We start from the raw sequence: 25,524 nt of genomic DNA on the forward strand, positions 1-25,524 counted from the left end.
ATGGGTTTTATCAGCACACAAGATAAGGGCAAGATAAAGGAATTATATGGGCAAACTATATTTAAGCATATTTTCATTTGATTCACGCATAGATTTTCAAAATGGCTTTGTAAGACAAGAGGTGCATTATAAGGCAAATGATACGCTAAAAGACATTTTTCAAGCAGTAGATTCTAAAAACTTTGGGTATCAAGAGTTTGGTATAGATCTGCAATTTATACATTGCAGGATTAATGGTTATGCAGTGTTTGGGAATCTTGGGGTAAAAGAGATTGTAGAAAAGCTTGGTTGTTATTTAGAGATTGAGCCTTTAAACAAGCGATATGCAAAGAAAGATTTATTGCTTGATTTGGACAAGGCATTTGCAAGGTATAATGACTTTTTTTATGTAATGGATTTTATCGCACCAAGTGATAGAGAAGAGTTAAAAAAATACCTACTTATAAACTTTATCGTGCCAACCTATGATGACTCATATTGTGGCGATGGCTTTTTATTGTATATTAAATGGTTGTGTTTGCGTTATCCATTGTATAAAGAGAAGTTATTGCGTTTTATTTCTTGCAGGGAGAGTGGCATTTTCTGGCATGTTAGCACTGCAAATTTTATGCTACCGCATAATAGGGCGATAGATACGCAGATAGAATCTTTGCAAAGCGCCTTGATTTCACCTACATGTAAGGATAAAGAATGGCTAGGGTTTGGGTCTTACATTAACTCACAATATCAATTTACATGTAAAAATCGCATAGCCGATTACAACGCCGCAGAGAGTTTTACGCCATTTATTCAAGGCATTTTACATGCTAATACATATTAATAAAGGATCTTTATGTATCTCATATATGATTGCTTAAAAAATAGCCCATTTAGCATTGCGACACAGCAGGTTTTAAAGCATTTAAATATACCTTATACAACGCTAGATGCTAATAAAAGATTTAAGGCACATGGCGGATATTTTGGCAGAATAGGTGCATTAGAGCAGTTTATATTTGCAAATGTGTATAATATCGCCCTTGCTAGTCTTGAAGAGAAAAAGCTATTAGCCTTAGAAGAAGATTCTTATGCGAATCTTGTTTTTACGCTTGATTTGTTACGCAATAATCAGTCTTTAAGGGATTTTGTTATAGCTGAATTGCAAAGTCAAAGCATTATCCTTGATATAGATATATTACAGAATCACATTGCCTATTTTCCAGCGATACTTGCTAACTATATGACAGAGATAGAGCAGTCTATAAAATATAGCTTTGGTAAAAATGAGAGAAATTTACCGCATATCTCACCAAATAATACCACAAAAGGCTTTAGCTCTTGTGCCTTTTATGGTAGCAGACATGCAGATTGCAATATGCAGGGCGAGTATAAACATATAGAAAAGTTATGCAAGATTCTGGGTTTAACCTATCTTAGTAAGCCCTTTAGCCTGCAATCCTTCACGCATTTAGCACATATTGATTCTGAAAAGGCGTATCAAAAAAGCGGGGATCTTTTGTATGAAGGGATTGATTTAGGGGTGGATTTTTTATGTGCATTTGCAGATTCTACCTTTGATATGTTTGATAATAAGCAGGATTTATGCACGAAATATTGCAAGAGAGATCCTATCAGCATAGCAAGTCTCAATATGGCACAGATATTGCTAGTTTGCTTTGGTAAGGCAGATGAAGCAGGGTTTGAAACACACAAAATAAATCCAGATTTTATGCAGCACAATAAGGCTTCCAAAAATGCTTCATAGCACTATTTATTGCGGAGATTTTTAAGAGTATGGCAGTCATTTTAAAGATTTTTTTTGCTTGTTTTGTCGGCATGGCATGGTATCATTTAAATGGACCGGAACAAGCACCAATTGCTGGGATTTTAGCGGCTATGATATTACTTGCTTCATTTATCAAGCCAATTAGCTATCAAGACCCAAAAGAAAGAGATGAATATCGCCATAAGATTCAAGAGGCAAGGGAGAAAAAACGCATTCTAGCAGAAAAACAAAATGAAGAGAAAAAGCTACTCAAAAAACAAGCACTTGAAGCTGAAGAAATGCGTAAGCAAGAGTTAAAAAAGAAGTTAAAACTCTAGATATTTTCATATAAGGAAACCAAATGGAATTAGTATTATTTTTAATCGCTGCGGGGATTATATTCTACCTTTATAAGACCTTTCAAGGCTATCTTAGCAATCCAATCGTCCCAACAGATAGAGATATTTTGCAGCCGCAAAGACAGCAAGACTATGTAGAAGAGCGTCCAATACTTAGCCCAAAAGAAAAACTAAAACGCACAGAATATGGCATTATTGTGAGTATTTTAGGGCGATTAAGCTTTGCTGATGACAAGAGCTGTATGTTAGAAGAGAGACTTGTAAAGGGCATTATTGATGATATGGCAAAAGATTCTGACCAGCCAAGTGAGTTGTATTTAGAAATCTATAAGGAATCTAGAAATGATGATATACAAGAGTTAGCAGAACTCTTTGCAAGCGAGACAATTGGGCAGTATAAAAAGAGAGTAAAAATAGTGGAATTTATGTTTGCATTGGCTTATGCTGATGGGAATTTCTCACAAGAAGAAGAAGATTCTATCATCAATGTTGCTGCGATTTTAGAGATCGACAACGCTGACTTTAATCATCTGTATGATAGCTTTAAAGCCTTGAATGAAGAGTATGTGCCGCTTACAAAAGAAGAGGCAATGAATCTTTTTGGGCTTAATGATGGCTTCACAAAAGAAGAGCTGGATTCTAAATACAACGACTTTTTCAAACAAAAAAGGCAAAATGTAATTGATCCAAGAAATCTAGGCAAACCATATAATGAAAGCGGCGGGCAGGATTTACGAAAGATTTCTGAAGCTTATGCAGTTCTGTTAAAAGAGGTGGATTGATTTTAGATCTAAAATGCACCCTTAACCCTGCACCCACCCATAAAGGTGTAGAATCCAAACTCTTTTAAAATACACAAGAATCCTTGCGCTCACTTATACAAGGTATAGAATCTAGCTTTCTATCTATCAAGCTCATAAGCTGCATGGAGTGTTCTCACACTTAATTCCGCATATTTTAAGTCAATTAGCATTGAGATTTTAATCTCACTTGTGCTAATCATGCGGATATTGATATTATCATTTGCCATTGCTTCAAATGCCTTTGCTGCGACACCGCTATGGCTTTTCATACCAACACCTACAATTGATACGATGGCTACTTCATGGTCATAGTCGATTAAATCCGCATTGACTTTAAAGGCTTCAAGTGTCAATTTTGCTTTATCAAGCTCATTTTTTGGCACTGTGAAATCAAGATTAGTTTTACTATCTCTACCTATGGTTTGGACTATCATATCTACATTTACATTTGCTGAAGCAAGTTTGCTAAAAAGCTCTGCGGCGATACCGGGCTTATCTTTAATGCCAATTAAACTCACTCGTGCTTGATTCTTATCTAGTGCTATACCGCTAACAATAGGTTTTTCCATAATGTTTTCCTCCGTTGTAATAAGTGTGCCTTTATCATCGCTAAAGCTGCTTTTTGCATAAAGCGGGACACTCCACTTTTTTGCAAGCTCTACGGAACGATTAAGCAAGACTTTCGCTCCCATACTGGCAAGCTCTAACATCTCATCATAGCTTATTCGCTCAATCTTTTTTGCTTTTTCTTCTATGCGTGGGTCTGTCGTATAGATTCCATCTACATCGCTATAAATCTCGCATAAATCCGCATGTAACGCACCAGCAAGGGCTACGGCGGATAAATCGCTACCACCACGACCAAGTGTAGTAATCTCGCCTTTATCACTTAATCCTTGAAAGCCCGTTACAACTACAATATATCCATCTTGTAAATGCTGCTTAATATTTGCAGTATTAATATCTTTAATGCGTGCTTTTGTGTGATTAGAATCTGTGATAATTCCAGCCTGTCTGCCATTAAAGGCGATTGATTTATAACCCATAGCATTTAAGGCAATGCTAAGCAGGGCAGCACTGATTTGCTCACCACTGCTTAAAGCCATATCCAAATCTCTCTCATTTGGTATCGGGCTAAAAGATTTACCATAGCCTAGTATCTCATCTGTTACACCACTCATAGCAGACACTACCACAACGAGATTATTGCCTTCTGCGCTTTTGCTTACGCGGTTTGCTACATTTTGTATCCGCTCTGTGCTGCCCATGCTTGTGCCGCCATATTTTTGAACTATTAGCATTAAATATAACCTTCCTTTTTAAAATAGTCTAGCACTTGCGTATAAATATGCTTTTTAAACTTTGTAACCTTTTGTAGCAATGAAGCTAAATCCATAAACTCATATTGTGAAAACTCTGGCTCTTGTGTCTGCAAATTAATCTCTGCAAAGGGCTTTAATTTCACAAGAAAATATTTTTGTTTCTGTCCTGCATAGGGTTTCATTTTTTCTATAACCATAGGTGGAAAGTCATAAGTTAGCCATGTGGGATACTCTGCTAATACTTCTATATCATCTGTGCCTATCTCTTCTTTTAATTCCCTAAATAACGCATCTTTTGGACTTTCCCCTACATCAATGCCGCCTTGTGGAAACTGCCATACATTCTTTAAATCACTTCTTTCAGCGACAAAAAACTCACAAATGCGTGGATATTGCGATGACACAATGATAGCGGCGACATTTAGTCTGTATTGTTTGTTTGTATCTGCCCTATCCATTCTAGCTTTTCCCTTTTCTATATAAATCATGCAATATTTAATATTAAAAATGTGAATCTAAGTGTCCATTCTGCTTAAAATCAAATCATTATGTATCAAAAATCCCTATAATGATAGCATTTTCAAAACAAATATTGGTAATTATTAGCATACATGTTGTAGAATTTCGCTTTATTTTTTGAAAATGAAATCTCTAAGGAATTATTTTTGCATTGACTTTACACTCTCAAAGTATTAATTTACACTCTAAACTAAACATTTAAAGGAATATATGTGATGAAAAAGTTTATTCTTGCTTGTAGTATTTCCATTTCTACAATGCAGGTTTTTACAGCACAAATGTTTGCAGATACTCTTAGTAGCATTGACTTTTTAGAATATAGTATGCACACACCAAATACAAATAAGTATTTTAATCGCTTTGATACGACTACAATCAATGCTTTTAATATACCTATTGAATACATTGCGACTTTAGAATCTGAAGGGCGACTAATCGATGTAGATACAACAAAGTGGAAATATCTTACGCGTCAATTTGATAATGGCTACGAGTTTATCCCTATCTTGCGTAAAATGTTAGCTGATGCAGATGTGCCACAGGAGTTTTTATTTCTTGCTATGGCAGAATCTGAGTTTAAATCACAAGCCCTAAGCTCCAAAAAAGCCGCTGGTATATGGCAGCTTATGCCAGCCACAGCAAAAGAGCTAGGACTAATCATAGATGAATATATAGATGAAAGGCAAGACCCTATAAAAAGCACACAAGCAGCTATTAAATACTTACAATATCTTCATAAAGCAACGGGTAAATGGTATCTTGCTGCGATGGCATATAATTGCGGTTTAGGGCGATTAAATCGCGCGATAAGAGAAGCAGAAAGCGATAGTATAGAAGTGTTACTTGATGAAGAAAAGCAATATCTACCACTTGAAACACGCAATTATTTGCGTAAAATTATGTCTATGTCTCTTACATTCTCAAACGCACATGAGTTAAAACAAGCTGATAAAGAATATATGCTTAATCGCGGAGCGGGTGATTCTCTTGTGATTGTGAATGTAAAAGCTGGAAATTCACTTGCAAATATTGCAAAGGGTGCGAATATGAAAGTTGATGATTTATGGTATTATAATCGCCATTTTAAATATGATTTTGTGCCATTTTCACAAAAGGAATATCAAGTATATTTGCCCTATGAAAAATTAAGCTATTTTAAACAGCATTTTAAAAATGCACTTGATACGCGACCGCGTTTTACAACATATAAGGTGAAAAAAGGCGATAACCTCTCAAGTATTGCAAGGAAACATAATACAAGTGTTGATAGAATAAGACAATTAAATGGATTAAAATCAAATGCACTCATGGTAAATCAAATGCTAAAACTTCCTGCACTAAACACACAACAAAGCATTCAAAAGGGAAGCACGACAGCAGTAAATACCAAGCAGATGAAAACCAAAAAAATCACTAGGAGCTAAATTGCATTTTTTACACAAACATATTTGTATAGCAACGACATTGGGCAGTATTGTTTTATTCAACGCATGTGCCCCAGAGAGTAAGTATAATGGTGGCAATGGTGCATTGCGTAGTTATGAATCAATGGATGCTTATGGCAATAACACCATTAAATATAGGCAAGACTACACACAGCTTACACAATCAAGCTTTAGTAGCACCCTTGTAGCAAACGATAGAGACAATATTAGACAAACACCGCAAAATAATAGAGCCACACAGCAGCACACCACAAGCAAAAAAGGCACAAAATCCACACAAACAAATCAAGCAAATACGCATTATGAACCGCCCGTAAAAGGCGATGGGAGCTTTACGCCTACACAATCGCTTTTAGGTGGAATGCGAGATAGTGAAGCAATACAAAGGGCTACTATGCGACCCTACACCGTGCGGGGTAAGACTTACCGCCCACACCCTGTAAAAGTCGGTGATACATTTGATGGTATAGCAAGTTGGTATGGACCAGATTTTCACGCTAAGGCTACTTCAAATGGCGAAACCTACAACATGCACGCACACACCGCAGCCCATAAAACTTTCCCTATGAATACAATCGTTAAAGTCTATAATAAAGACAATGGCAAAACCACTGTGGTAAGGATAAATGATAGGGGACCATTTGTTGAAGGACGCATTATTGACTTATCAAATGTCGCAGCACATGATATTGCTATGGTTGGCAAAGGTATTGCGAATGTGCGAGTTGAGGTAGTAGGCTTTGGTGGAGATTTAGTCCATAATACACCACCAAAAGATTCCAAACCGCAAGCAACGCCTAAACAAACTAACCAAAAGCCAAACACACAGCAACAAGTAAAACATACAGAATCTAGCCCACAGCCACCAAAAGAACAATACACTGCACCACAGCAGCAAAATACAATCTTAAAGCCAAGACAAAATACGCAAGTAACACATACAGAATCTATACCGCAAGAACCAACCACACACGCAATAGAATCTACAAATATAAATCAAACAAACAATACCACACAAACCCATAGTAACACCCAAAGCACAGATACTTACACTATGCCTACACAAGATTCTAAAACACAAAGCATAAACCCACAAAATACACCTGTAAATACGCCACAAATAGAATCTAGCTATACAAATCAAACAAGCAATGTAGCAAATAGTCCAAAAGTAGAAAACAAAGAAATAGATTCCACGCCCTTTGAAATCAGTGAAGAAGAATTACCAGAATTTGAAGATACAACACAAAGTAAAACTAAAGAAGCAAAACATGAAACAAAGCCAAAGCCACAACCAACAAAAGATGAAACTCTAGATTCTGCTTTTGTCGGCATTACCCCAAAACATATTGATAATACAGAATCTATAAAAGACATAGATGAAGCTATGCAAAGGCTAAAAGATTCCACAGAGAATCTTGCTAAAAAAGCACAAAATGAGATAAAAAACCAAGCAAAAGAAAACACGCAGCAAACTGCAATAGATTCTAAAACAGATTCTAAAGTGGAAAATACAGAATCTAAACAGCCTAGCCACACAGATTCTAAACAAATAGATTCTAATAACACTGCGACAAGTGATATTAATAAAGGCAATTTTATGATTTCACTCAATGTTTTTAGTGATGAAAATAGAGCTAAATCATTCAAAGATGATAATCAAAGCATAGTAAAAGACACGAATTATTCAATCGATATTGTGCCAACTGATAAGGGCTATCGTGTCGCTTTGCGTGGATTTAAAACCTATGATGAAGCAAAAGCCTTTATCGCAAAGCATGATATCAAAGGCTATGTTGCACAAGAGAGTAAATAAGATTCTAAAACAAATAAAAAAGGATTCTAGTGAATAATGCTTATTACAATATGCTAATCATATCTGGACCATCTGGAGCTGGAAAAAGCACATTAACAAAGGTTTTGCAGGCAGAAATACCAAACTTCTATTTCTCTATATCCACTACCACAAGGAAGCCAAGGGAAAATGAGATACACGGCAGAGAGTATTACTTCAGCACAAAGGAAGCCTTTAAAGAAGGTATTAGTAAGGGTGAGTTTTTAGAGTATGAAGAGGTGCATGATAACTTTTATGGCACAAGCATAAAACCGATAGAAAAAGCCATACAAGAAGACAAATTTATTCTCTTTGATGTCGATGTAAGGGGGCATAATAGCATTAAAAAATACTATCCACTTGCAAAATCTGTATTTATCACGCCCAAAAATCTACATGTTTTAAAAGATAGGCTTTGCAAAAGGGGGACTGATAGCGATGAAGTGATACAAAAACGACTTTTTAATGCGAAAGAAGAGTTAAAATACGCAAATACTTTTGACTATTTGCTAATTAATGATAATATGACAAACTCTAAAAAGGCTATTTTACATATCGCAAAAAGTCTTATGTTTGCAAACCATGAGACAAAGATACAAGCCTTATTAGCACAGTATGCTTTATAGCTAAAGCAATAGTAAAAGGTTGAAGACATAAAGGAGAAATAATGGGAAGCATGAGTATATGGCATTGGCTTGTAGTGTTGTTTGTAGTATTACTTGTAATTATTGCGATTGTGTTATTGTTAGTTTTTTTGATCAAGATATGCAAAAAGTAAAGATCTAGGAGGCGTATAATGATGGGAAGCATGAGTATATGGCATTGGCTTGTAGTGTTGCTTGTAATTGTTTTATTATTTGGTGCGAAGAAGATTCCAGAACTAGCAAAAGGGCTTGGTAGTGGTATCAAAACCTTTAAAAAAGAAATGGAAGACGATGATGACAAAAAGGTGGAACAAACTAGTAGCGAAGCTAAACCGCAGCAAAAGAGTGAAAAAAAGCCAGAAGTTATAGAAGCCCAAGTTATAGAATCTAGTCCAACTATCCAGCAAAAGCAAACCGAGAAAATATAAACGGAAAGCTATAATGTATTACAAGGTAAAAGAATTTCTAACAGAAGCTACGAAAGCCTATCTATCATCAATAGATCGCACAAATATCGTAGTCCAGCAAGGCACTAATAACGCCTTAAACCAAAAGAAAATTTCATCAAAGCATAATGCAAATATCAGTCAAGATTCCATAATAGAATCTAAAACAGAATCTAAGAAAGATTCTAACAGCTCACAAGAAAAAATAAATCTAATCATCGCATTAGAACACCCAAAAGATAAACGACACGGACATTTTGCAACACCGCTTTGCTTTACACTCACAAAGATTTTACGCACAAATCCAAAAGTATTAGCACAGAGTTTGCAAGACTTTTTTATGCAATATGACTTAGATTCTAATAGCACTAAACCTTTTAAGAAAATATTTTCATCTATAGAGGCTCTAAATGGCTATTTAAATCTCACTCTCACGCATAGTTTCCTTACATATATGTTAGAAGTAGCATTACAATCACCAAAAGATTTTGCAAAAGGTGAGTGTAAAAATACAAAGATTCTACTTGAATATGTAAGTGCAAATCCAACAGGACCACTTCACATAGGACATGCACGCGGGGCGATCTTTGGGAGTGTCCTGCAACGCATAGGAAAGCGACTAGGCTATGATATAAAGGGTGAATATTATGTCAATGATGCAGGTAGTCAAATCGATATGTTAGCTCTATCTGTCTATAATAGTGCGGCAAAGATTCTAAACTTAGAATCTCTTAGCGGTGAAGTGTATAAGGGAGAATATATTGATTCTGTCGCACAGGACGCGATTAAGCATTTTGGAGAGAGTTTTTTTCGCACAGCAGATTCACAAAAAACAGATATTTTACAAAAGATAGGACTATACGCAAAAGACATGATGCTAGAAGTAATTAAAGAGAATCTAGCTTCTTTATCCATTGACTTTGATTATTTTGTGAGTGAAAAAGAGCTATACACAAGATTTGATGACACGATGAAAACCCTAGAAACACATAATGCCCTTTTACACCAAGATGGTGCAATATGGCTACAATCAACACTCAAGGGCGATGAAAAAGACAGGGTTTTAGTCCGCGATAATGGTATGCCAACCTACATGGCAGGGGATATAATCTATCATAAAGACAAGTTTGATAGAGATTATAATCACTACATTAACATTTGGGGTGCTGACCATCATGGCTATATAGCACGCATTAAAGCAAGTATTGATTTTTTAGGATTTGATTCTAAGAATCTAGAAGTATTACTCGCACAAATGGTAAGCCTTTTAAAAGATGGGCAACCTTATAAAATGAGTAAAAGAGCGGGAAATTTCATTCTCATTCAAGATGTGGTAAATGATATTGGGGCTGATAGCTTAAAGTTTGTATTTTTGAGTAAGAGCCTTGATACGCATTTGGAGTTTGATGTGCAGGATTTAAGTAAAGAAGATTCTTCAAATCCCGTGTTTTATATCAATTATGCAAATGCTAGAATCCATACTTTACTAGAAAAATCTAGCCTATCGCTTGAAGACATAAACAAAACAGACTTAAGCACTTTATTAGATAGTAATGATTCCTTAGGGCAAGATAGCATGCAGCTAATACTGCAAAGTTTAGGGCTTTTTTATGTGCTAAATCAAAGTTATGAAGAGAGAGCATTACAGAAATTATGTGAATATCTAAAGAATCTCGCAAAATCTTTTCACACATTCTACAACGCACATAGAATCTTACAAACCGAGCATGAAGCAGGGATTCTAAAAATATTCTTACTTGTATCTTTAAGCCTTACAACAGGCTTTAATATGCTAGGCATTAATATTAAGACTAAGATGTAAGAAGCAATCATGTCTTGCCATACTTTATGGCATATATCTTATCCGCAATGTTGCGATATACTTTTTTTGTTAGAGCATGTATCATAACTACACGCTTTGTGTGCTGTGTGCTTGTGGCAATAGATTATAAAAACCAAAATATTACCCCCTTTATATCTTAAAAATCACGATTTTTAGTTATACTTTAGATTCCAAATGATAATAGGTGAGGAATATATGAAAAAGGTTAGTGTTAATATCTTTGCTTTCTTAATGGCATTGCTTTTAATCGCTTGTGCGGGGAATTCTAACATAGATAAAGACGATGATAAAGAAGGTGTAGCAGAAGAAATTGCCGCTTTACATGCAGAGATGAATAAACTACATGGTAAAACTTCAGGCTATTATGCGAATGTTGCCATAGCAGACGAAGAGTATGATAAGGCTTATGGACTTCATTATAAGGAATGCAAACTTGGCTCAGTCATTGAATGCTTAAATGCCTATTATATTGGGGAAGAAAGGGCATTAAGTAACTATGATAGTGCGGAGTTTGCAGAAGATCTTACAAAAAGCATTGTAAAGAATGGAAAAGCGTGTAAAAAAGGTGAGAGTTTAGGCTGTGTGAATCTCTTTTTTGCATTTGAAGCCTTAGATGATAACAACGAGTTTTTAAAGCAAATTATCGCACCATCTCTAAAACATCATAATGATGAAATGATCGTAGATAAAGCATTAAATCTTACAAAAAAAGAGTGTGAGAGAGATGATGCGACCTCATGCTTTTTTCATGCGCGCATGTTGCGTATAATAGACCATTATGCTGATGTTGATTATTTTGTAACAAAGGGGCTTGACTTAGGCTATGCCATTGCGCCTTTTGTGAGATTGCCTATGCAATCACCCCAAACTATCGATTATTTTAAACGCTCTTGTGCGTTAAATGAAGCTATGTCGTGTCGCTATGTTGCATACTGGTTTGATAAATATGAAAATAATAAAAACTTAGCAAAAAGCTTCTATCAAAAGTCATGCAAGCTAGGCTTGCAAGTCGCTTGTGATGAAATGGGTAAAACTTCTAAGGCAGCACAGCAAGTAGATGAAGTCGGTGCTCCAGTTATCAAACGCAGATAATTGTTAGAAAATAGATTCTATATAAATGAATGCGGATTTATACCGCTATATTAGGGAATCTAGATTCTATAAGCAAAGATTAATCTAGCATAACAGAATCTTTATAAGTTAGCAAAAGATTAGCTTTATAAGCCAAATATTACAAAAGGAATAATATGAATCATCAACATAGCCCAATAAATATTGACATAAAACCACAGATTGATTATCCATGTATATGGCGTTATCGTGTGATAGGTTTTAGTAAAGAAATTGTGCTAGAAGCGATTGAAAAAGTCTTTATGGGTAAGGCAGATATTGCCCCTGTGGAGCATATCTCAAGTCATGGTAAATATGTCGCGCTTAATTGCTCGATTGAAGTAAAAGATGATTCTGAGAGGCTTGCGTATTTTGATGGTTTGACAAAACAGCATGGCATTATTATGGTGATTTAGTTTAGGATTTATATGATTGCAAAGATTTTAGCTGGGTTTTATCTGCTTCTTGTTGGGGTTTGCATAGGTGGCATTATTGTTACAAATATTTCAGAATCTATTATCATGAGTATAGATATAGTGTTTAGAAATAATGATTTTAGCACCACGCTTATCACAAAATATGATCAAGGCATTATTCTTGCGCCCATACTTTTGCAGGTTGGATATATGCTTGTGTTTGCGGCTATTTTTATGCTATTTTACGAAACGATGAGCTATAGATTCCAAAAAAGCACCTTTTTTGTATGGGCGTGCAATGTGCTAAATGCTATCCTTATGTTTTTATTTGGTTTATTTTATGCACCAAACATTGCAAAGATTTTCAATGAAGAGCCAAAAGTTATGGCAAGTCCAGATTCAGAATCTTTTTTAAATCAAAGTGAGCTGATACTAAAATTATTGCTTGCCACTTTACTCATTGCCTTTTTTGCACGCATTATTCTTATGTATAAAAGGGGTGTAACAGAGTTAAGACTAACCAAACAAAAAGATGATAAAAAACCACAATAGCTATAACCATGTGTTACAGCCCAACAAGTCTTAATTTATGAACGATATGCAATCACATAAGAAAAAATCTATTATCATATATCTCGTGTTTATTATCACAGCCTTTATACTCAGTGTCTTTTCATGGTATTACATTGAAAAAGATTCTAAAAATAAAGATATTAATCCTTTGTCTCTAGACTCGCAGACTATGCAACACTTACAAATAAACGAAGCCCCACCCATACATATCCAAACACATATAGAATCTACAACAGCCAACAAAAACCCTAAAGATTCAAAACAGCTAGATTCAGCAAGCTTTAATAATGAGGGTAATCACATATCAACACAAATAGATTCTAATAATTGCCATAATGCAAAATCCACTTTTTGCCACGACTTGCAAAGCCAAGCATCTAACATAGAAACTAAGCAAAATTTAGATTCTAATAATTGCCATTTTGAGTATAGCAAACAATCTAACACAGATTCTAAAAACGATATTTCACCTGTTACTAGTAATAAAGAATCTATTACCCACCCTTGCAGAAATGATAAGTTTCCAAACTCCATAAAAAATAGCGACAAAACAACCACAACATACACAAAAAATCTACAAAGATTCTACAAAAAGCCAAAGGTTGTAATAATTATTGATGACCTAGCAAACAAAAAAGATATAAAAAACTTTCAATCATTACATTTAAAGCTAACGCTATCGCTTTTTCCAAAGCAATTCTTCAGCAAAAATAACCCAGACATTGCAAAAACACTTGAATTTTACATGATACATTTGCCACTTGAAGCACATAATTTTGAGCAACAAGGCGTTATAAATTTACGCATAGGCGATAGCCTCCAAACAATAGAATCTCACATCGCACAAATTAAAAAAGATTTTCCAAAATTAGCCTATATTAATAATCATACAGGCAGCCGCTACACAGAAAGCAGGGAAGATATGCAGAAATTACTGCAAGTCCTTGCTAGACATAAAATTAGCTTTGTAGATTCTCTAACGACTTCAAAAAGTGTTGCTGGAAAACTTTTAAAAGAACAACATAAAATCCATATCGCACGCAATGTGTTTTTAGATAATGAAACAAATGTTGCCTCCATTGCTAAACAACTGAATACAGCATTAAGAATAGCAGATAAACAAGGCTATGTCATCGCGATAGGACACCCAAAGCAAGCAACCTATCAAGTATTAAAAGAATATAAAGAAATATTATTAAATGATTATGAAATGCTTTATATAAACGAGCTTGACTTATTACTACAAAAACACAATATAAGCGACACAAAAACGCCATTGCCTTTGCTAGAATAGCGATATTTTGAGATTATTTAAAATACCTTATATCTCAACACACTAGCGAATTTTCCCAAATCATCATTTTGCTGTTATAATATCGCACTGAAAAGAAAAGCATTCAAGGTATATTATGAAAACTATAAATGTAGCAATTATTGGCGTTGGGGTTGTGGGGAGTAGCGTTATTGAGATTTTGCAGCAAAATAGAGATATCATACAGGCAAGAACAGGGGCTTTTATTATCCCAAAGATTGGTATCGCAAGAAATATTCACAATAAAAATGTCAATATCCCCTTAAGCACAAATATCGATGACGCGCTAAATGACCCAGAGATTGATATTATCGTAGAGCTTATGGGCGGTGTGGAGCTGCCTTATAAAATCGCCCTTAAAGCCTTAGCAAATAAAAAAGGCTTTGTTACTGCAAATAAAGCTATGCTTGCATATCACAGGCATGAGCTAGAGCTAAAAGGGAGTGAATCTTCCATTGGTTTTGAAGCGAGTGTGTGCGGTGGCATACCTATTATCAAGGCTTTGCGTGATGGCTTATGTGCGAATCATATCTTAAGTATCCGTGGCATTATGAATGGCACGAGTAACTATATCCTAACACAAATGAGTAATAACAACACAGATTTTGCTACTGCTTTGACACAAGCACAGAATCTAGGCTATGCAGAAGCCGATCCCACACTTGATATTAATGGCAGTGATAGCGCACATAAGCTATTAATACTTGCTTCACTTGCCTATGGTATCCATGCGAAGATGGAGGATATTATCGTTGAGGGGATTGAAGATGTTAGCCTTGAAGATATCCGCTTTGCTTGTGAGCATGATTATAGTGTGAAGCTGCTAGGCATTGCTAAAAAGCAGGAAAATGCACTTGAATTACGCGTGCATTTATGTATGATACCAAAAGATTCTATGCTTGCAAAAACTGATGGTGCAATGAATGCCATTAGTGTAATAGGCGATAAAGTTGGTGAAAGCGTGTATTATGGAGCGGGTGCTGGTGGGAGTGAGACGGCAAGCTCTGTTGTGAGTGATATTATAGAGATTGTGCGTAGCAAAACCGCACCTATGCTAGGCTATGTCGCAGGCTTTCAGCATAGCTTAGAGCAAAACATGGTGCTACTACCAAAAGATAAGATTATAAGTCGCTACTATGTGCGATTGCAAGTCGATGATAAGCCCGGCGTATTAGCACATATTGCAGAAGTATTAGCCACACATAATATTTCTATACAATCGCTTATCCAAAGAAAGCCAAAAGACCTTGACACACATTCAGCCCTGCTTTTACTTGCCACACATACATGCTCTGAAGTGCAGATAAAAAAAGCTTTAGAATCACTAGAAAACTTAAAAGAAGTCAGCAAAAAGCCCTATATGATACGAATAGAATCTTTGTAATGCCTTGTATTTATTTCTTACTTTTTTCTCTATCCATTCTTTTTGTAGCTTGTGATAGCGATAAAAAAGATACAAATATTTTCATGCAAACTAGCAGTAATTTAGCATATACTACCGAAAAGCTAGATTCTAATTCGCTAACTTTAAAAGAGATTCCAAAAGAAGTAAATGATTATACAGCCCTTTATAATGCCTATTTGCAACGAAAAAGTAAAGGTAAAAAAAGCAGCATAAAAGAAGCAAAGATTATAGATAAAACCTTTGTAAGACTAAGACATACATATAAAAATGATAAAGATATCATGCAGATTCTAGAATCTTTTTCGTGTATATTGCCAGATTGCAGTGCGACAAAGATAAAAGATACTTATTTCTACCCAGATATGAATATACAAGAAGCCTTTTTTGCGATAATAGCGGATAAAAAGACAGAGATTTTCACGCATTTTGACATTATCAAAGATTATAGCTATGTGTTAAAAGACATGCAGACAACAAGTATCGACTTACAAGCCCAATATGATAAAATAACCCCATTTCAAACATTGAAATTCACATGGGATACACAATCTTTAGAGATAGCCCTCACCCCAAAAGAAGAGATATGCAAACCCTATATTTATACATATAGGACGATTTTTATACAAGATTCTGATGGTGTGAGAGTGGGACCGCAAGGAGAGCGATTAAGCGTATTTTCATATCCCACACAGCTTGTTGATTTTGTAGCAAAAAGTTGTGCTTGTGCGAGATTTTATAGGTATATCCCAGAACTCACCCAAGCAGAAAAGCAAGTAGCAAAAAATGCCCTAGCCCCAGATAAAAAACATTGCGAAAATCTCTCAATTGAGCGTAAAGCTTTATGGGATACATATATGCAAGATTCTAGAGTTATTAGAATCTTACAACATGAACAAAGTTTATATCCTTAGATTCTTAGTCTGTCAATGCAGTATCTAATAGAAAATATACCGCCCTATCCCAATTAAATAAAAATATCACTAAAACTAATTTCAACAACAATCACAAGCCAAACAATTAACGCTAAATAAAACAGCAATCAAACACTAAAACATGCAAATAAAGCACCTACAATAAAAACTCACTCTCCCTCAAAATTCCTTTTATCAAGCACCTCTAACCTTGCATCAAGCAGGGCTAATTGAAACTGCAAGAATCCTAGTATAAGATCTAGCTTTGCTTGTATTTGATTCTGTGTATCTTCAGCACTCTCTAACCATAAATCATCTTGTTTCAATCCCTCAAATAGCACAAATATACGCTCTTTAAAGCTCTGTAAAAACTCCGTCTCACCAGTATTTACACCAAGCCTTATATCCTTAAATCCCTTTTCATCAACGCTATTTTCAATCTCACTCAGCGTTTGCAATACAACATCTTTTAATTCCATTGACTAAACCACCCTGTTAAATTTTTTGGATTCTCTTTAAATATAGCGATTTTTTCCTGCATGAGTTTCATGTCTAGATTCTTTGTGATAAGGCTTTTATCTCTCTTAAACTTTAATGCCATTTCATTTGCTTTTATGCCTAAATGTGCTTCTTTTATCAGCTCTGTGCTTAAGGTTTTAGAATCTTTTTCAAGCACCTGCTCAAAAAATGCCAACGCCTCTTCATGCCTGCCTATCATCTCATAAATATAGCCTAAGCTTAATAGTTTCCTACTCATAGCATTCCCCTAAATCATTAGAAAAATAAAGGCTAATTATAGCCTACTTCATCATTATTTCATATCTTTTTTGCAAAATGCCAAAGCACTACCACCTATATCCCAACGAAAAAGTAGCAATCCTAAGCTGTCCTACACCACCACTTGCATAAATGCTACTTGAGCTATCCTTAAAAGTATTACTCAAAGACACACCCACATCAAAATCACGGAAATTATACTTCGCACCAAGCCCTATCATATAGCCATTACTATCAGGGATACCTATGGCAGTTTGTGGCACAGGGGCTTTATCATACGCTGCTGAAAGCATAAGTCGCAGACGCTTTGTGATATAAGTCGCCCCAACCCTAAAAGTATGTGTATCCACCCAGCCATTCCCCATAGCTACCGCAGTAAAATCAGCCAAGCCCACCATACCCATGAGTTGCTCTTGGCTAAAGCTCTCTGGCACACTGCCCGGACTTGCGGTAAATTTTGCCTCGTCCCAGCCAAACTCTGTGTCAAACTTCCTACCCCTACTCCAAAATGTCCGCTCATAAGTCGCCTCTAGTCGTAACTTATGCTTATTTTTAAAGGTCCAGTCATGGCTATATGCAATGGTTAGAATCTCAGGCATAGTTACATAAAGATATAGGGGGGCGTCCATTCGCACACTGCCTACTGGACCACCGATAATCGTATCTGCACTCACCTTACCTTTAAACTGCATGGCAACCGGGCTATTATACACCACAGAAAACATACCGCCATCTCCCACTCTGGCCGACACACTTGCACGATAGCCAAAGCCTATATCACTACCATCACTTTTCTGCACGACTTGTGCTGTGCCGACAAGGCAGGTTTGAATTTTGGCTACCATAGCTTTAATGGCGTCTAGCCTAGTTGCATTTGGTGGCAATCCAAGAAAAGGATATGCACCGGGATTCTCAATAATAGCATCAAACATGCCTGCCATATCGGGTGGGATAAGTCCGTCCGGTAAAGATTCTAAAATTGTTGGATCAAAAGATGGTGTGCAATTTTTACCTGCCGTTGGTTCTTTTCCCTGCTGTATCTGTTCCTGCTGTATCTCTTCTGGCAATTTGTCGCCATTACCATTTTGCCCTTGTTGTTGGGCTGTCCCTAACGGCACATATACGATATTATTAAACTTCCCCATACCATATAAAAGGCGTGGGGCAAAACCCACAGAGATTCTATCTCTATAGGTGTAGCTAATCGATGGGGCAAACTCGATTAAGAATATAAACACATCTTGTAGAAACTCACCGCCTAAGCCATTCCACTTCATCGCTAAACCACTAGGGGCGATGAAACTCGCCCCAAAGGTAAAGCCATTATAATTTTTTGATTTATAGAAAAATTTTGGCAACATAAAGTTTGTATCGCCAGTCGAGCCATCTACCATAGCAGAATCTGCTTTTGTATGCTGCAATTCTATTTTCTTTGGTATTAAACTGCCAAGTATTCCCTCTACTTGCCCCACAAGGCCCTTATAATCCATATATGTAACAGAACTTAAGCCTTGATTTGTAGTCGGCACTTGAAACTTAAATCCCGGGATATTAATAAGTGAGAAAGCAAACTCAAACTCATGCTTATTTTCCCCCCAGTCATTTTTAAAGCCCATATTCGCAGGATTATAGTAACTTGCATCAGCACCCCTAGCCCCTGCTACATACGCAGAGCTTAAAGCTGTGGCATTCAAGCTTTGCTCTTGTATCTTAAAGCCATTTGCCGACATCTTCGCATAAAACATACATGATAATAGACATAATACTACTGCTTTTGTATTTATGCCTATTTGCTGACATCTTCGCATAAAACATACATGAAAATAGACATAATACCAACGCTTTTGCATGTATGCCTGTTTGCCGACATCTTCAGTTTGTATTATTTTGTCGTTTTGGGAAAAAGCATTCTTGTCGTTTTGTGTTTTTTTGTCATTTTGAGCGAGGGCGAAAAATCTTTTTTTTATATTTGTGGTTTTTTGTTTGCTTGTCATTTTGGGAAAAAGCATTCTTGTCGTTTTGTGTTTTCTTGTCATTTTGAGCGATAGCGAAAAATCTCTTTTAGAATCTTGGCTAGATATTCCGCTTCGCTCAATATGACAATCTATTGTTTTAGATTCTAAAACCTTGTCATATTGTGTTTGTATTATTTTGTCATTTTGGGAAAAAGCATTCTTGTCATTTTGTGTTTTCTTGTCATTTTGAGCGATAGCGAAAAATCTCTTTTTTATATTTGTGGTTTTTTGTTTTCTTGTCATTTTGAGCGAGGGCGAAATATCTCTTTTAGAATCTTGGCTAGATATTTCGCTTCGCTCAATATGACAATTTTTAGATTCTAGATTCTTATCCAAATGGGTGGGTGCAGGGCGTAGGGGTGCAAAATTGCAAGATTCTAGATTCTGTTTAGAGATTAGGTTTTGTTTAAATTCTAAAACCTTGTCATATTGAGCCATAGGCGAAAAATCTTTTTTTGTTTTTATACCCTTAATTTTCATATTTGCGGTTTTATGTGTTATACCCGCTACATTTGTTTCCACATCTTTAACACTTTGTTTGCTTGTCATTTTGAGCGAGGACGAAAAATCTTTTTTAGAATCTAAATCTTGCTTAGATTCTAGGTTAGATACTTCAGCTAACGCCGTAGTATGACAAACTATCTTAGATTGCAAAACTTTGCCATTTCTTAGAGAATCTCTGCTTTGCATATCAAGCAAAGAATCTGTTTTAGATTCTATGATATTTGTATCTTGCTGTTTTATTATGGTTTTGAATCTTTGCGAATGTATAAAATTATGTTTTTTGCCCCAAATCCCTACACCCATATATTGAAATAATTTTAATATATAATTGTTTTTATACATTCTCTACCCCAAAATATTTTTACTCTCAATCATTTATATTGCGTATTTTACAAGCATTTGTGTAAATGATCGTTACCACCCTTTTACATTATGATACACTAATGCAATGATATATTTGCAAATATGTTTCATAAATCGACATTATAGCCTAAAATTTGGATTTTTCTCCAAATATTTGCATATGCAAATATTAAAATGTGGTTTTTTAAAGACATTAGTGCGAAGGCTTAATGACCCTTTAGATTCTATGCAAGAGTTAAAAAGGCTGCAAAAGCAAGAAAATTACTGCCACTAGCAAGAAGCAAACATGCAAGCATTGATAACTTACAAAATGCCCTAAGTGATACAGACTTTAAAGCTACATTACTGCAAGGCTACAAACAAGTAACAGATGATGCAATTGAAAGCTTAGGACTTGATAATCAACTCACAAATACTTTAATACGAGAAACACAAAAGCTAGAATCTAAACCAAATATAAGTCTAAGCGAAGCGATAGAATTACGCAAAAATATAAATGAAATCATGCGAAATTATGAAAAAAGCAGCAGTGATTTAAAGAAGTTTAGGGCAAATAAACACCTAGATAACATAAAAGATAATATTGATAATGCGATTAAAAACGCCCTAGATTCTAAGGTTATAAAAGATGAAATTGCAATAAGGGAATTTGGCGAAAATTATCCACAATTTTATCATAAACCACAAGAAGCAATCAGCCATTTACTAGAAACAAGAAGTGGGCAAGTTCAAGCTGCGATGCATAAAAAAGGCGTGGGTGATATTGATTTTATTTGGGGTGATTCTGAAAAAGGTTTGCAACATATATTAGAGAGACGCACCCAACAATATGGGGAGGAAAAAGCTTTAAAATTTGTAAAAGATTTGCCTAGAATGATAGATGAAGCAGTTGTCTTTGAGAGTCTAAAGCATAAAATTATTTTAAAAACACCAAAAGCAACAATCGTCTTAGGAAAAAGAGAAAACAATCAATTCGTATTAAGTGGTTTTTATGATCGTAAAAACAAGAAGTTGGGGATTAGCAGTCCTAGTTACGAAGCTAATTTTACAGATAAGTCGGGATTCCAACATAACGATGGCGGTGTTCTCTTATCAAACCGCCCAAATCCTACCCAAAAAACATTAACGCGTCAAGAAGCAGACGAACTTTTTTCAAACTTTCAACAAGCAAATAAAAACTACGCACAAATAAAAGAGTCTTTAAATGACAAATTTGCCAAAGCCCTAACCAAAGGCATGAATAAAAAAGACTTAGATTCAAGACTTACCATAGAGCAATGGAAACAAAGAGTGCTAGACACACAATGGGGTGATAGCATAAAAGGGCTAGAGAACACAATATTTAAAAACTTTAATCCAAGAATGCAAAAACACACACAAATGCTAACAATACTTAGGGCATTAGACAGAAATGTAAAGCTAAATGATGATACATTCCCAATTGATTTTACTAAGATTTTAAGCGATATTGAGAATCTAGAAAAGCTTACACTGCACCCTGAAATCTATCCTATACTCGATACTTTTAAAAGCTATGCTAAAAGCTATCAATTCGCCCAAGAAATAAGCAAAGCAAAAGCATTAGAAAACCAAGTAGGCAGCGGTGCATTAGCCACAACACTAGAGGGCAGAATAAAAGTCTTTTTAACCAATAGATTATTTAAAAAGCTTTTTGCCTTTATCCCTTACATAGGCGATAATGCAGCCATAACAAAAGCCTTGCAAAGTGCTATAAAAGATTTAAAATACCCAAGTGAAATCACACTAGAAACGCTTAAAGTGCTAAATAAAGCAGATTTAGACAAAGGCTTTAAACCCATAAAAGATAAAGAGAATAAACCAAGATTTGAATACAAGGCAAACACACCTTTAAGTGATAAAGAATTACAGAGCCAAATAAGAGGTAATACACAGATATTAACCCCAAAAGATACAAGCGAGATAGAAGCCATTGCAAGTAATCCACTCATTCAAAACATGGAGAGACAAGCAAAGTATAATGAAGAACTCACACAAAAAATAAGCCAATTTGAAGCAAATAAAGAAAACATTCAACAAGATATATTAAATAATCTAGTTGTTGCCACACAAGAGATAAAGCAAAACACAGAGTTATTAAAACAACTAGCCCAACAACTCACACACAATAACCCAATCCACACGCCAAATAAAAGCATAATAAAAGCAGAGGCAAATAATGAAACCTATTTCATAACAACAGATAAAAACAACATCACAGCCATAGAAAAACAAGAATTGCAGCTAGCACAGCCAAAAACTTATGATGAGTTAATGCAAAGAGACAAAAACGAAAACGCAACACTAGAATCATACAGAGACCAATATGCAGATATAGCAGAGATAAAAGAAGCACAAGCACAGAAGCAATTGTTGTTAGAGTATAAGCCAGAAGTTGCGAAAGCTAGTGAAACAATAGAAAAAGGCGTAGATGAAAAAATAAAAGTGTTACCTAAAATCAACTTAAATACAGCAAAAAGAGGCGAGATAAAAGAATACTTGTCGCAAATTTTAAAGCCGATTTTAGACAAACCTTTGAGAAATACGCAGGGCTTACAAGCCTATTTAAATAACGCTTCAATCGATAAAATGATAAGCGATAAAGCCATAACAAAAAGCGTAGAAAACGGATTTAGTAAGCAAGAACACTTAGAAGCGGTGGCGGATATAGAAAGGCTTTTTAGCATCTCTAAAGAAGCAATCGCACACAGCCACAGAGAGAATAACCCGGGCGTAATCATTCACAGATTAAACGCACCTTTTAAAGAATCTAATGCACTGATAACGACAAAAGAAAGCCTAGATAAAAATAAAAATAGAATATATAGTGTAGAGTTAGAATTAACCCCTCGCTTCAACACTTCTACACGCCCGACAGATATAGAAGCTAACAAGGGCGGTTTTAACTCACTAAATGGACAAGGCGGACAAAACTTACCGACTATTGCTAAAACCGATACCGACATTATACCACAAAAGCTAACAGAACGCATAAAAAACGATTTAGATTCTAACGATTATGCAGAAATGCTAAAAAGTTTAAAGCAATTAGAAAATAAACAAGCAGAGATTGATACATTTACAAATGAAGCCAACTTAATACGCAACACTTTAGAAAAGCAAGAGACAGAGAAATATGAAAAAATAGTAAGTCCTTTATTTGATAAATATCCAATAATGAAAGAGTTTTACAATGAAAGAGATATAAATACACATATCTATTTTAAACGCTTTAAAAACGAGTTTTTAGAGCGATACAACACGCAATATGATTTCTTTACTTTAGATGAAAAAGCCTTTCTAGCTAAATATCCAAATTTTACTCAACAAGACTATAAGGAAGCTACAACACAGAATCTAAAAGCCTTAAAAGATAAAAATGTAAGCATAAATGAATATGTCTCTTTTGCTAAAGAATATATGGATATTGTAAATAATCCTGTTTTTGAAAAGATGGCGAAAGAAATTGATTCTGTAGATAAAAAATATTGGGATACTCACTTTGAGATGAGTGAGCAACGGGATTCTAAAGTAAATGAAATCATTGCCATACTTAAAAAGGATATTGACTCTATTGATATTGCAAACAAGGCAGATGTTAGCATTGATAATTTCCATAAATTAGGCAGATACCTTGCATTTATGAAGCAGCCTGAATTTGGATTTGCTAACAAACTGACATTCACAAAAACTGGGTTTTTTGGAAAATTTTTAGAACAGACAGATATAAAACAACGAGAACTTTTAGGCGAATTATTATCAGTAGAAAAACTTTTAGAGAAAGAAGGAAAAGCTAACAGAGTTTTACAAGATAGGCTTTTCACTATATTTAGGTTAATGCGAGGGGAAGAGTTACTAGATAGAGAGATAAAAGATGTACCATTAGCAAGAGAGTTGATAGAAAAACAGCTAAACATTAAACCCATAAAAGAATTTGGCACAAACTATGCAGAACATTATCACAGCGGCGAGACTGCTATACAAAAACTCATAAATGAAGCACAAGCACATAAAGAAAGCGGAGCTAAGGGCGAGTATAAAGGACAAGTTGCAGGGGCATTTCATCGTAAAGAATTGGGGGATATTGATTTAGTATGGGGAGAAGTAACAGGCAAAGGCAAAGAAGCTAAAGGCTGGGGACTTGCTAAGATTATTGAAAAGCATGGCGATGAGTTTTCAAGTTTTAGCGGAAATACAGAAGAACAAAAACTTATAAATGGTATAAATGAGATTATACAAAATGGCAAACTACTTACTGAAAATGGCGTAAATACGCTTTATTTACAAAAAGATAACAAAGTATTTTTAGTAGGATTAAGTAAAGGTTGGGATAAAAAAGGCGAAAATCAATGGATAATCACAAGTTATGAAGCAAATAATCTAAGCCCTGATATATTAGAAAAAATCGGTGCTAACAAAACTATTTCTGCTGATGAAAGCCTTAATGCGTTACAGACTTTTAACGCAACCGACAACAACATTATACCACAAACCTCACAAGAAATAGTTAAAAATAACAATATAAAAGAATCCGCAAATATGCTAGAATCTAAAGTAAAAATGCAAGGGCAAGATTTGGATTTATTTAGCACTTTTATAGAAAATGGCAGAATTAGAGAAGATGTATTAAACAGCTATGCTAAGAAAATGCCAGATATGCTAAATCAGCAAGAATTTTTAGCACAAATCCCGCATAAAGACAAGCAGGGATACAGCACAATACAAACACCCATAGGAAATATAAAAATTAATTTAAACCACGCTTGGAATCACTTGAATAAAGGCAATACCTACAAGAAAGATAGAAGTTTATATAGCGGTGCATTCCTTGATACCCTTGCCGACCCGCTTTTTATCGTTAAGCAAGAATATACCCCTAATCCTAAAGTGTCTGCGAATGCTAGGGAAATGCAAAATAGCAAACTAGTGCAGACTAGAGATGATGAAAGTATAGCACAAGATTCTTATGTATTCTTTAAGCCTTATAAAATTAAGGATAAATTTAATTATATGGTTGGCTATGCGTTAGATATACAGGGAAACATTATCAATACAACATTTATTCCTATGAGTAATAGAGATTTTGGCAGAATTAAGAAAATGTTTAGCTCTCAAGTGCTGTATGCGAAGTTATAGCATACCTGCCTTAATTTTACTCAAA

At 35.2% G+C, this 25,524-nt stretch carries 20 protein-coding genes and 1 pseudogene; 16 read left to right on the top strand and 5 right to left on the bottom strand.

Annotated features, from left to right (window positions below; genetic code table 11):
• The first annotated feature begins 46 nt into the window (after positions 1-46).
• From XJ32_RS01980 to XJ32_RS01995, 4 genes are read left to right on the top strand one after another with little or no spacing between them, the layout of a single operon-like run.
• On the top strand, positions 47-820 hold the full coding sequence (locus XJ32_RS01980; protein WP_077388180.1) for a DUF5644 domain-containing protein: 774 nt from the start codon (positions 47-49) through the stop codon (positions 818-820).
• Between the two features lie 12 nt (positions 821-832).
• Positions 833-1,744 (top strand): HdrB C-terminal domain-containing protein, encoded by a 912-nt coding sequence (locus tag XJ32_RS01985; protein ID WP_077388181.1) that lies wholly within the window; start codon positions 833-835, stop codon positions 1,742-1,744.
• A gap of 29 nt (positions 1,745-1,773) precedes the next feature.
• The gene (locus XJ32_RS01990) at positions 1,774-2,082 is read left to right on the top strand and encodes a hypothetical protein (RefSeq protein WP_005219943.1); all 309 of its coding nucleotides are present in this window, start codon (positions 1,774-1,776) and stop codon (positions 2,080-2,082) included.
• Between the two features lie 23 nt (positions 2,083-2,105).
• Positions 2,106-2,885, top strand: coding sequence for a TerB family tellurite resistance protein (locus XJ32_RS01995; protein WP_077388182.1), 780 nt, complete (start codon positions 2,106-2,108; stop codon positions 2,883-2,885).
• A gap of 119 nt (positions 2,886-3,004) precedes the next feature.
• Here the strand turns inward: XJ32_RS01995 and XJ32_RS02000 are convergent, their stop codons facing one another.
• On the bottom strand, positions 3,005-4,207 hold the full coding sequence (locus XJ32_RS02000) for an aspartate kinase (protein ID WP_077388183.1): 1,203 nt from the start codon (positions 4,205-4,207) through the stop codon (positions 3,005-3,007).
• Complete coding sequence (locus XJ32_RS02005) at positions 4,207-4,686, bottom strand: RNA pyrophosphohydrolase (protein ID WP_077388184.1); 480 nt, start codon at positions 4,684-4,686, stop codon at positions 4,207-4,209. Before XJ32_RS02005 ends, XJ32_RS02000 begins: the two co-directional genes overlap by 1 nt.
• A gap of 276 nt (positions 4,687-4,962) precedes the next feature.
• On the opposite strand from XJ32_RS02005, the gene XJ32_RS02010 reads away from it, so the two are divergent.
• The 11 genes and pseudogenes from XJ32_RS02010 to XJ32_RS02060 all read left to right on the top strand — a co-directional run bounded on the left by XJ32_RS02010 (position 4,963) and on the right by XJ32_RS02060 (position 16,686).
• On the top strand, positions 4,963-6,171 hold the full coding sequence (locus XJ32_RS02010) for a lytic transglycosylase domain-containing protein (protein ID WP_077388185.1): 1,209 nt from the start codon (positions 4,963-4,965) through the stop codon (positions 6,169-6,171).
• Positions 6,172-6,397: 226 nt separating this feature from the next.
• Positions 6,398-7,003: pseudogene (locus XJ32_RS13385) on the top strand (septal ring lytic transglycosylase RlpA family protein); the annotation flags it as partial.
• A 1,055-nt stretch (positions 7,004-8,058) separates the two neighbouring features.
• Positions 8,059-8,652 carry a guanylate kinase gene (gene gmk / locus XJ32_RS02020; RefSeq protein WP_437339626.1) on the top strand — a complete coding sequence of 198 codons (594 nt, stop codon included), beginning with the start codon at positions 8,059-8,061 and terminating at the stop codon, positions 8,650-8,652.
• Positions 8,653-8,822: 170 nt separating this feature from the next.
• Positions 8,823-9,098 (top strand): twin-arginine translocase TatA/TatE family subunit, encoded by a 276-nt coding sequence (gene tatA, locus XJ32_RS02025; RefSeq protein WP_004087480.1) that lies wholly within the window; start codon positions 8,823-8,825, stop codon positions 9,096-9,098.
• A 13-nt stretch (positions 9,099-9,111) separates the two neighbouring features.
• The gene (gene argS, locus XJ32_RS02030) at positions 9,112-10,938 is read left to right on the top strand and encodes an arginine--tRNA ligase (RefSeq protein ID WP_254422424.1); all 1,827 of its coding nucleotides are present in this window, start codon (positions 9,112-9,114) and stop codon (positions 10,936-10,938) included.
• Between the two features lie 216 nt (positions 10,939-11,154).
• Entirely contained in the window at positions 11,155-12,051 is an 897-nt protein-coding gene (locus XJ32_RS02035) for a hypothetical protein (RefSeq protein ID WP_254422425.1), read from the top strand.
• A 155-nt stretch (positions 12,052-12,206) separates the two neighbouring features.
• On the top strand, positions 12,207-12,485 hold the full coding sequence (locus XJ32_RS02040; RefSeq protein WP_005219726.1) for an HP0495 family protein: 279 nt from the start codon (positions 12,207-12,209) through the stop codon (positions 12,483-12,485).
• Between the two features lie 12 nt (positions 12,486-12,497).
• Positions 12,498-13,037: a hypothetical protein gene (locus XJ32_RS02045; RefSeq protein ID WP_005219727.1), complete on the top strand. Its 540-nt coding sequence runs from the start codon at positions 12,498-12,500 to the stop codon at positions 13,035-13,037.
• Between the two features lie 37 nt (positions 13,038-13,074).
• Positions 13,075-14,352 carry a divergent polysaccharide deacetylase family protein gene (locus XJ32_RS02050; protein WP_077388189.1) on the top strand — a complete coding sequence of 426 codons (1,278 nt, stop codon included), beginning with the start codon at positions 13,075-13,077 and terminating at the stop codon, positions 14,350-14,352.
• A 115-nt stretch (positions 14,353-14,467) separates the two neighbouring features.
• Positions 14,468-15,754: a homoserine dehydrogenase gene (locus tag XJ32_RS02055; protein ID WP_077388190.1), complete on the top strand. Its 1,287-nt coding sequence runs from the start codon at positions 14,468-14,470 to the stop codon at positions 15,752-15,754.
• Positions 15,754-16,686 carry a hypothetical protein gene (locus XJ32_RS02060; protein WP_077388191.1) on the top strand — a complete coding sequence of 311 codons (933 nt, stop codon included), beginning with the start codon at positions 15,754-15,756 and terminating at the stop codon, positions 16,684-16,686. The genes XJ32_RS02055 and XJ32_RS02060 overlap by 1 nt, the downstream gene beginning before the upstream one ends.
• Positions 16,687-16,856: 170 nt before the next feature.
• Here XJ32_RS02060 and XJ32_RS02065 read toward each other — a convergent pair whose 3' ends face one another.
• From XJ32_RS02065 to XJ32_RS13390, 3 genes are all read right to left on the bottom strand, one after another.
• A complete protein-coding gene (locus XJ32_RS02065) occupies positions 16,857-17,165 on the bottom strand; it encodes a CiaD-like domain-containing protein (protein WP_004087570.1) in 309 nt (102 codons plus the stop codon).
• Positions 17,156-17,443, bottom strand: a complete 288-nt coding sequence (locus tag XJ32_RS02070; RefSeq protein WP_005219639.1) for a tetratricopeptide repeat protein — start codon at positions 17,441-17,443, stop codon at positions 17,156-17,158. Before XJ32_RS02070 ends, XJ32_RS02065 begins: the two co-directional genes overlap by 10 nt.
• Positions 17,444-17,531: 88 nt before the next feature.
• Complete coding sequence (locus tag XJ32_RS13390) at positions 17,532-19,271, bottom strand: OmpP1/FadL family transporter (RefSeq protein ID WP_077390043.1); 1,740 nt, start codon at positions 19,269-19,271, stop codon at positions 17,532-17,534.
• A 1,578-nt stretch (positions 19,272-20,849) separates the two neighbouring features.
• On the opposite strand from XJ32_RS13390, the gene XJ32_RS12390 reads away from it, so the two are divergent.
• A complete protein-coding gene (locus XJ32_RS12390) occupies positions 20,850-25,499 on the top strand; it encodes a putative barnase/colicin E5 family endoribonuclease (protein ID WP_174566005.1) in 4,650 nt (1,549 codons plus the stop codon).
• Positions 25,500-25,524: the final 25 nt, after the last annotated feature.

Source organism: Helicobacter bilis (genome assembly GCF_001999985.1).
Taxonomy (GTDB): domain Bacteria; phylum Campylobacterota; class Campylobacteria; order Campylobacterales; family Helicobacteraceae; genus Helicobacter_A; species Helicobacter_A rappini.

Bases quoted from the DNA above. Each gene is read 5' to 3' on its own strand.
- XJ32_RS02065 (WP_004087570.1), bottom strand. From the start codon at position 17,165: ATGGAATTAAAAGATGTTGTATTGCAAACGCTGAGTGAGATTGAAAAT.
- XJ32_RS01985 (WP_077388181.1), top strand. From the start codon at position 833: ATGTATCTCATATATGATTGCTTAAAAAATAGCCCATTTAGCATTGCG.
- XJ32_RS01995 (WP_077388182.1), top strand. From the start codon at position 2,106: ATGGAATTAGTATTATTTTTAATCGCTGCGGGGATTATATTCTACCTT.
- XJ32_RS02070 (WP_005219639.1), bottom strand. From the start codon at position 17,443: ATGAGTAGGAAACTATTAAGCTTAGGCTATATTTATGAGATGATAGGC.
- tatA (WP_004087480.1), top strand. From the start codon at position 8,823: ATGATGGGAAGCATGAGTATATGGCATTGGCTTGTAGTGTTGCTTGTA.
- XJ32_RS02050 (WP_077388189.1), top strand. From the start codon at position 13,075: ATGAACGATATGCAATCACATAAGAAAAAATCTATTATCATATATCTC.
- XJ32_RS01980 (WP_077388180.1), top strand. From the start codon at position 47: ATGGGCAAACTATATTTAAGCATATTTTCATTTGATTCACGCATAGAT.
- XJ32_RS02040 (WP_005219726.1), top strand. From the start codon at position 12,207: ATGAATCATCAACATAGCCCAATAAATATTGACATAAAACCACAGATT.
- argS (WP_254422424.1), top strand. From the start codon at position 9,112: ATGTATTACAAGGTAAAAGAATTTCTAACAGAAGCTACGAAAGCCTAT.
- XJ32_RS13390 (WP_077390043.1), bottom strand. From the start codon at position 19,271: ATGCGAAGATGTCAGCAAATAGGCATAAATACAAAAGCAGTAGTATTA.
- gmk (WP_437339626.1), top strand. From the start codon at position 8,059: ATGCTAATCATATCTGGACCATCTGGAGCTGGAAAAAGCACATTAACA.
- XJ32_RS02000 (WP_077388183.1), bottom strand. From the start codon at position 4,207: ATGCTAATAGTTCAAAAATATGGCGGCACAAGCATGGGCAGCACAGAG.
- XJ32_RS02010 (WP_077388185.1), top strand. From the start codon at position 4,963: ATGAAAAAGTTTATTCTTGCTTGTAGTATTTCCATTTCTACAATGCAG.
- XJ32_RS12390 (WP_174566005.1), top strand. From the start codon at position 20,850: ATGCGAAATTATGAAAAAAGCAGCAGTGATTTAAAGAAGTTTAGGGCA.
- XJ32_RS02055 (WP_077388190.1), top strand. From the start codon at position 14,468: ATGAAAACTATAAATGTAGCAATTATTGGCGTTGGGGTTGTGGGGAGT.
- XJ32_RS02035 (WP_254422425.1), top strand. From the start codon at position 11,155: ATGAAAAAGGTTAGTGTTAATATCTTTGCTTTCTTAATGGCATTGCTT.
- XJ32_RS02045 (WP_005219727.1), top strand. From the start codon at position 12,498: ATGATTGCAAAGATTTTAGCTGGGTTTTATCTGCTTCTTGTTGGGGTT.
- XJ32_RS02005 (WP_077388184.1), bottom strand. From the start codon at position 4,686: ATGGATAGGGCAGATACAAACAAACAATACAGACTAAATGTCGCCGCT.
- XJ32_RS01990 (WP_005219943.1), top strand. From the start codon at position 1,774: ATGGCAGTCATTTTAAAGATTTTTTTTGCTTGTTTTGTCGGCATGGCA.
- XJ32_RS02060 (WP_077388191.1), top strand. From the start codon at position 15,754: ATGCCTTGTATTTATTTCTTACTTTTTTCTCTATCCATTCTTTTTGTA.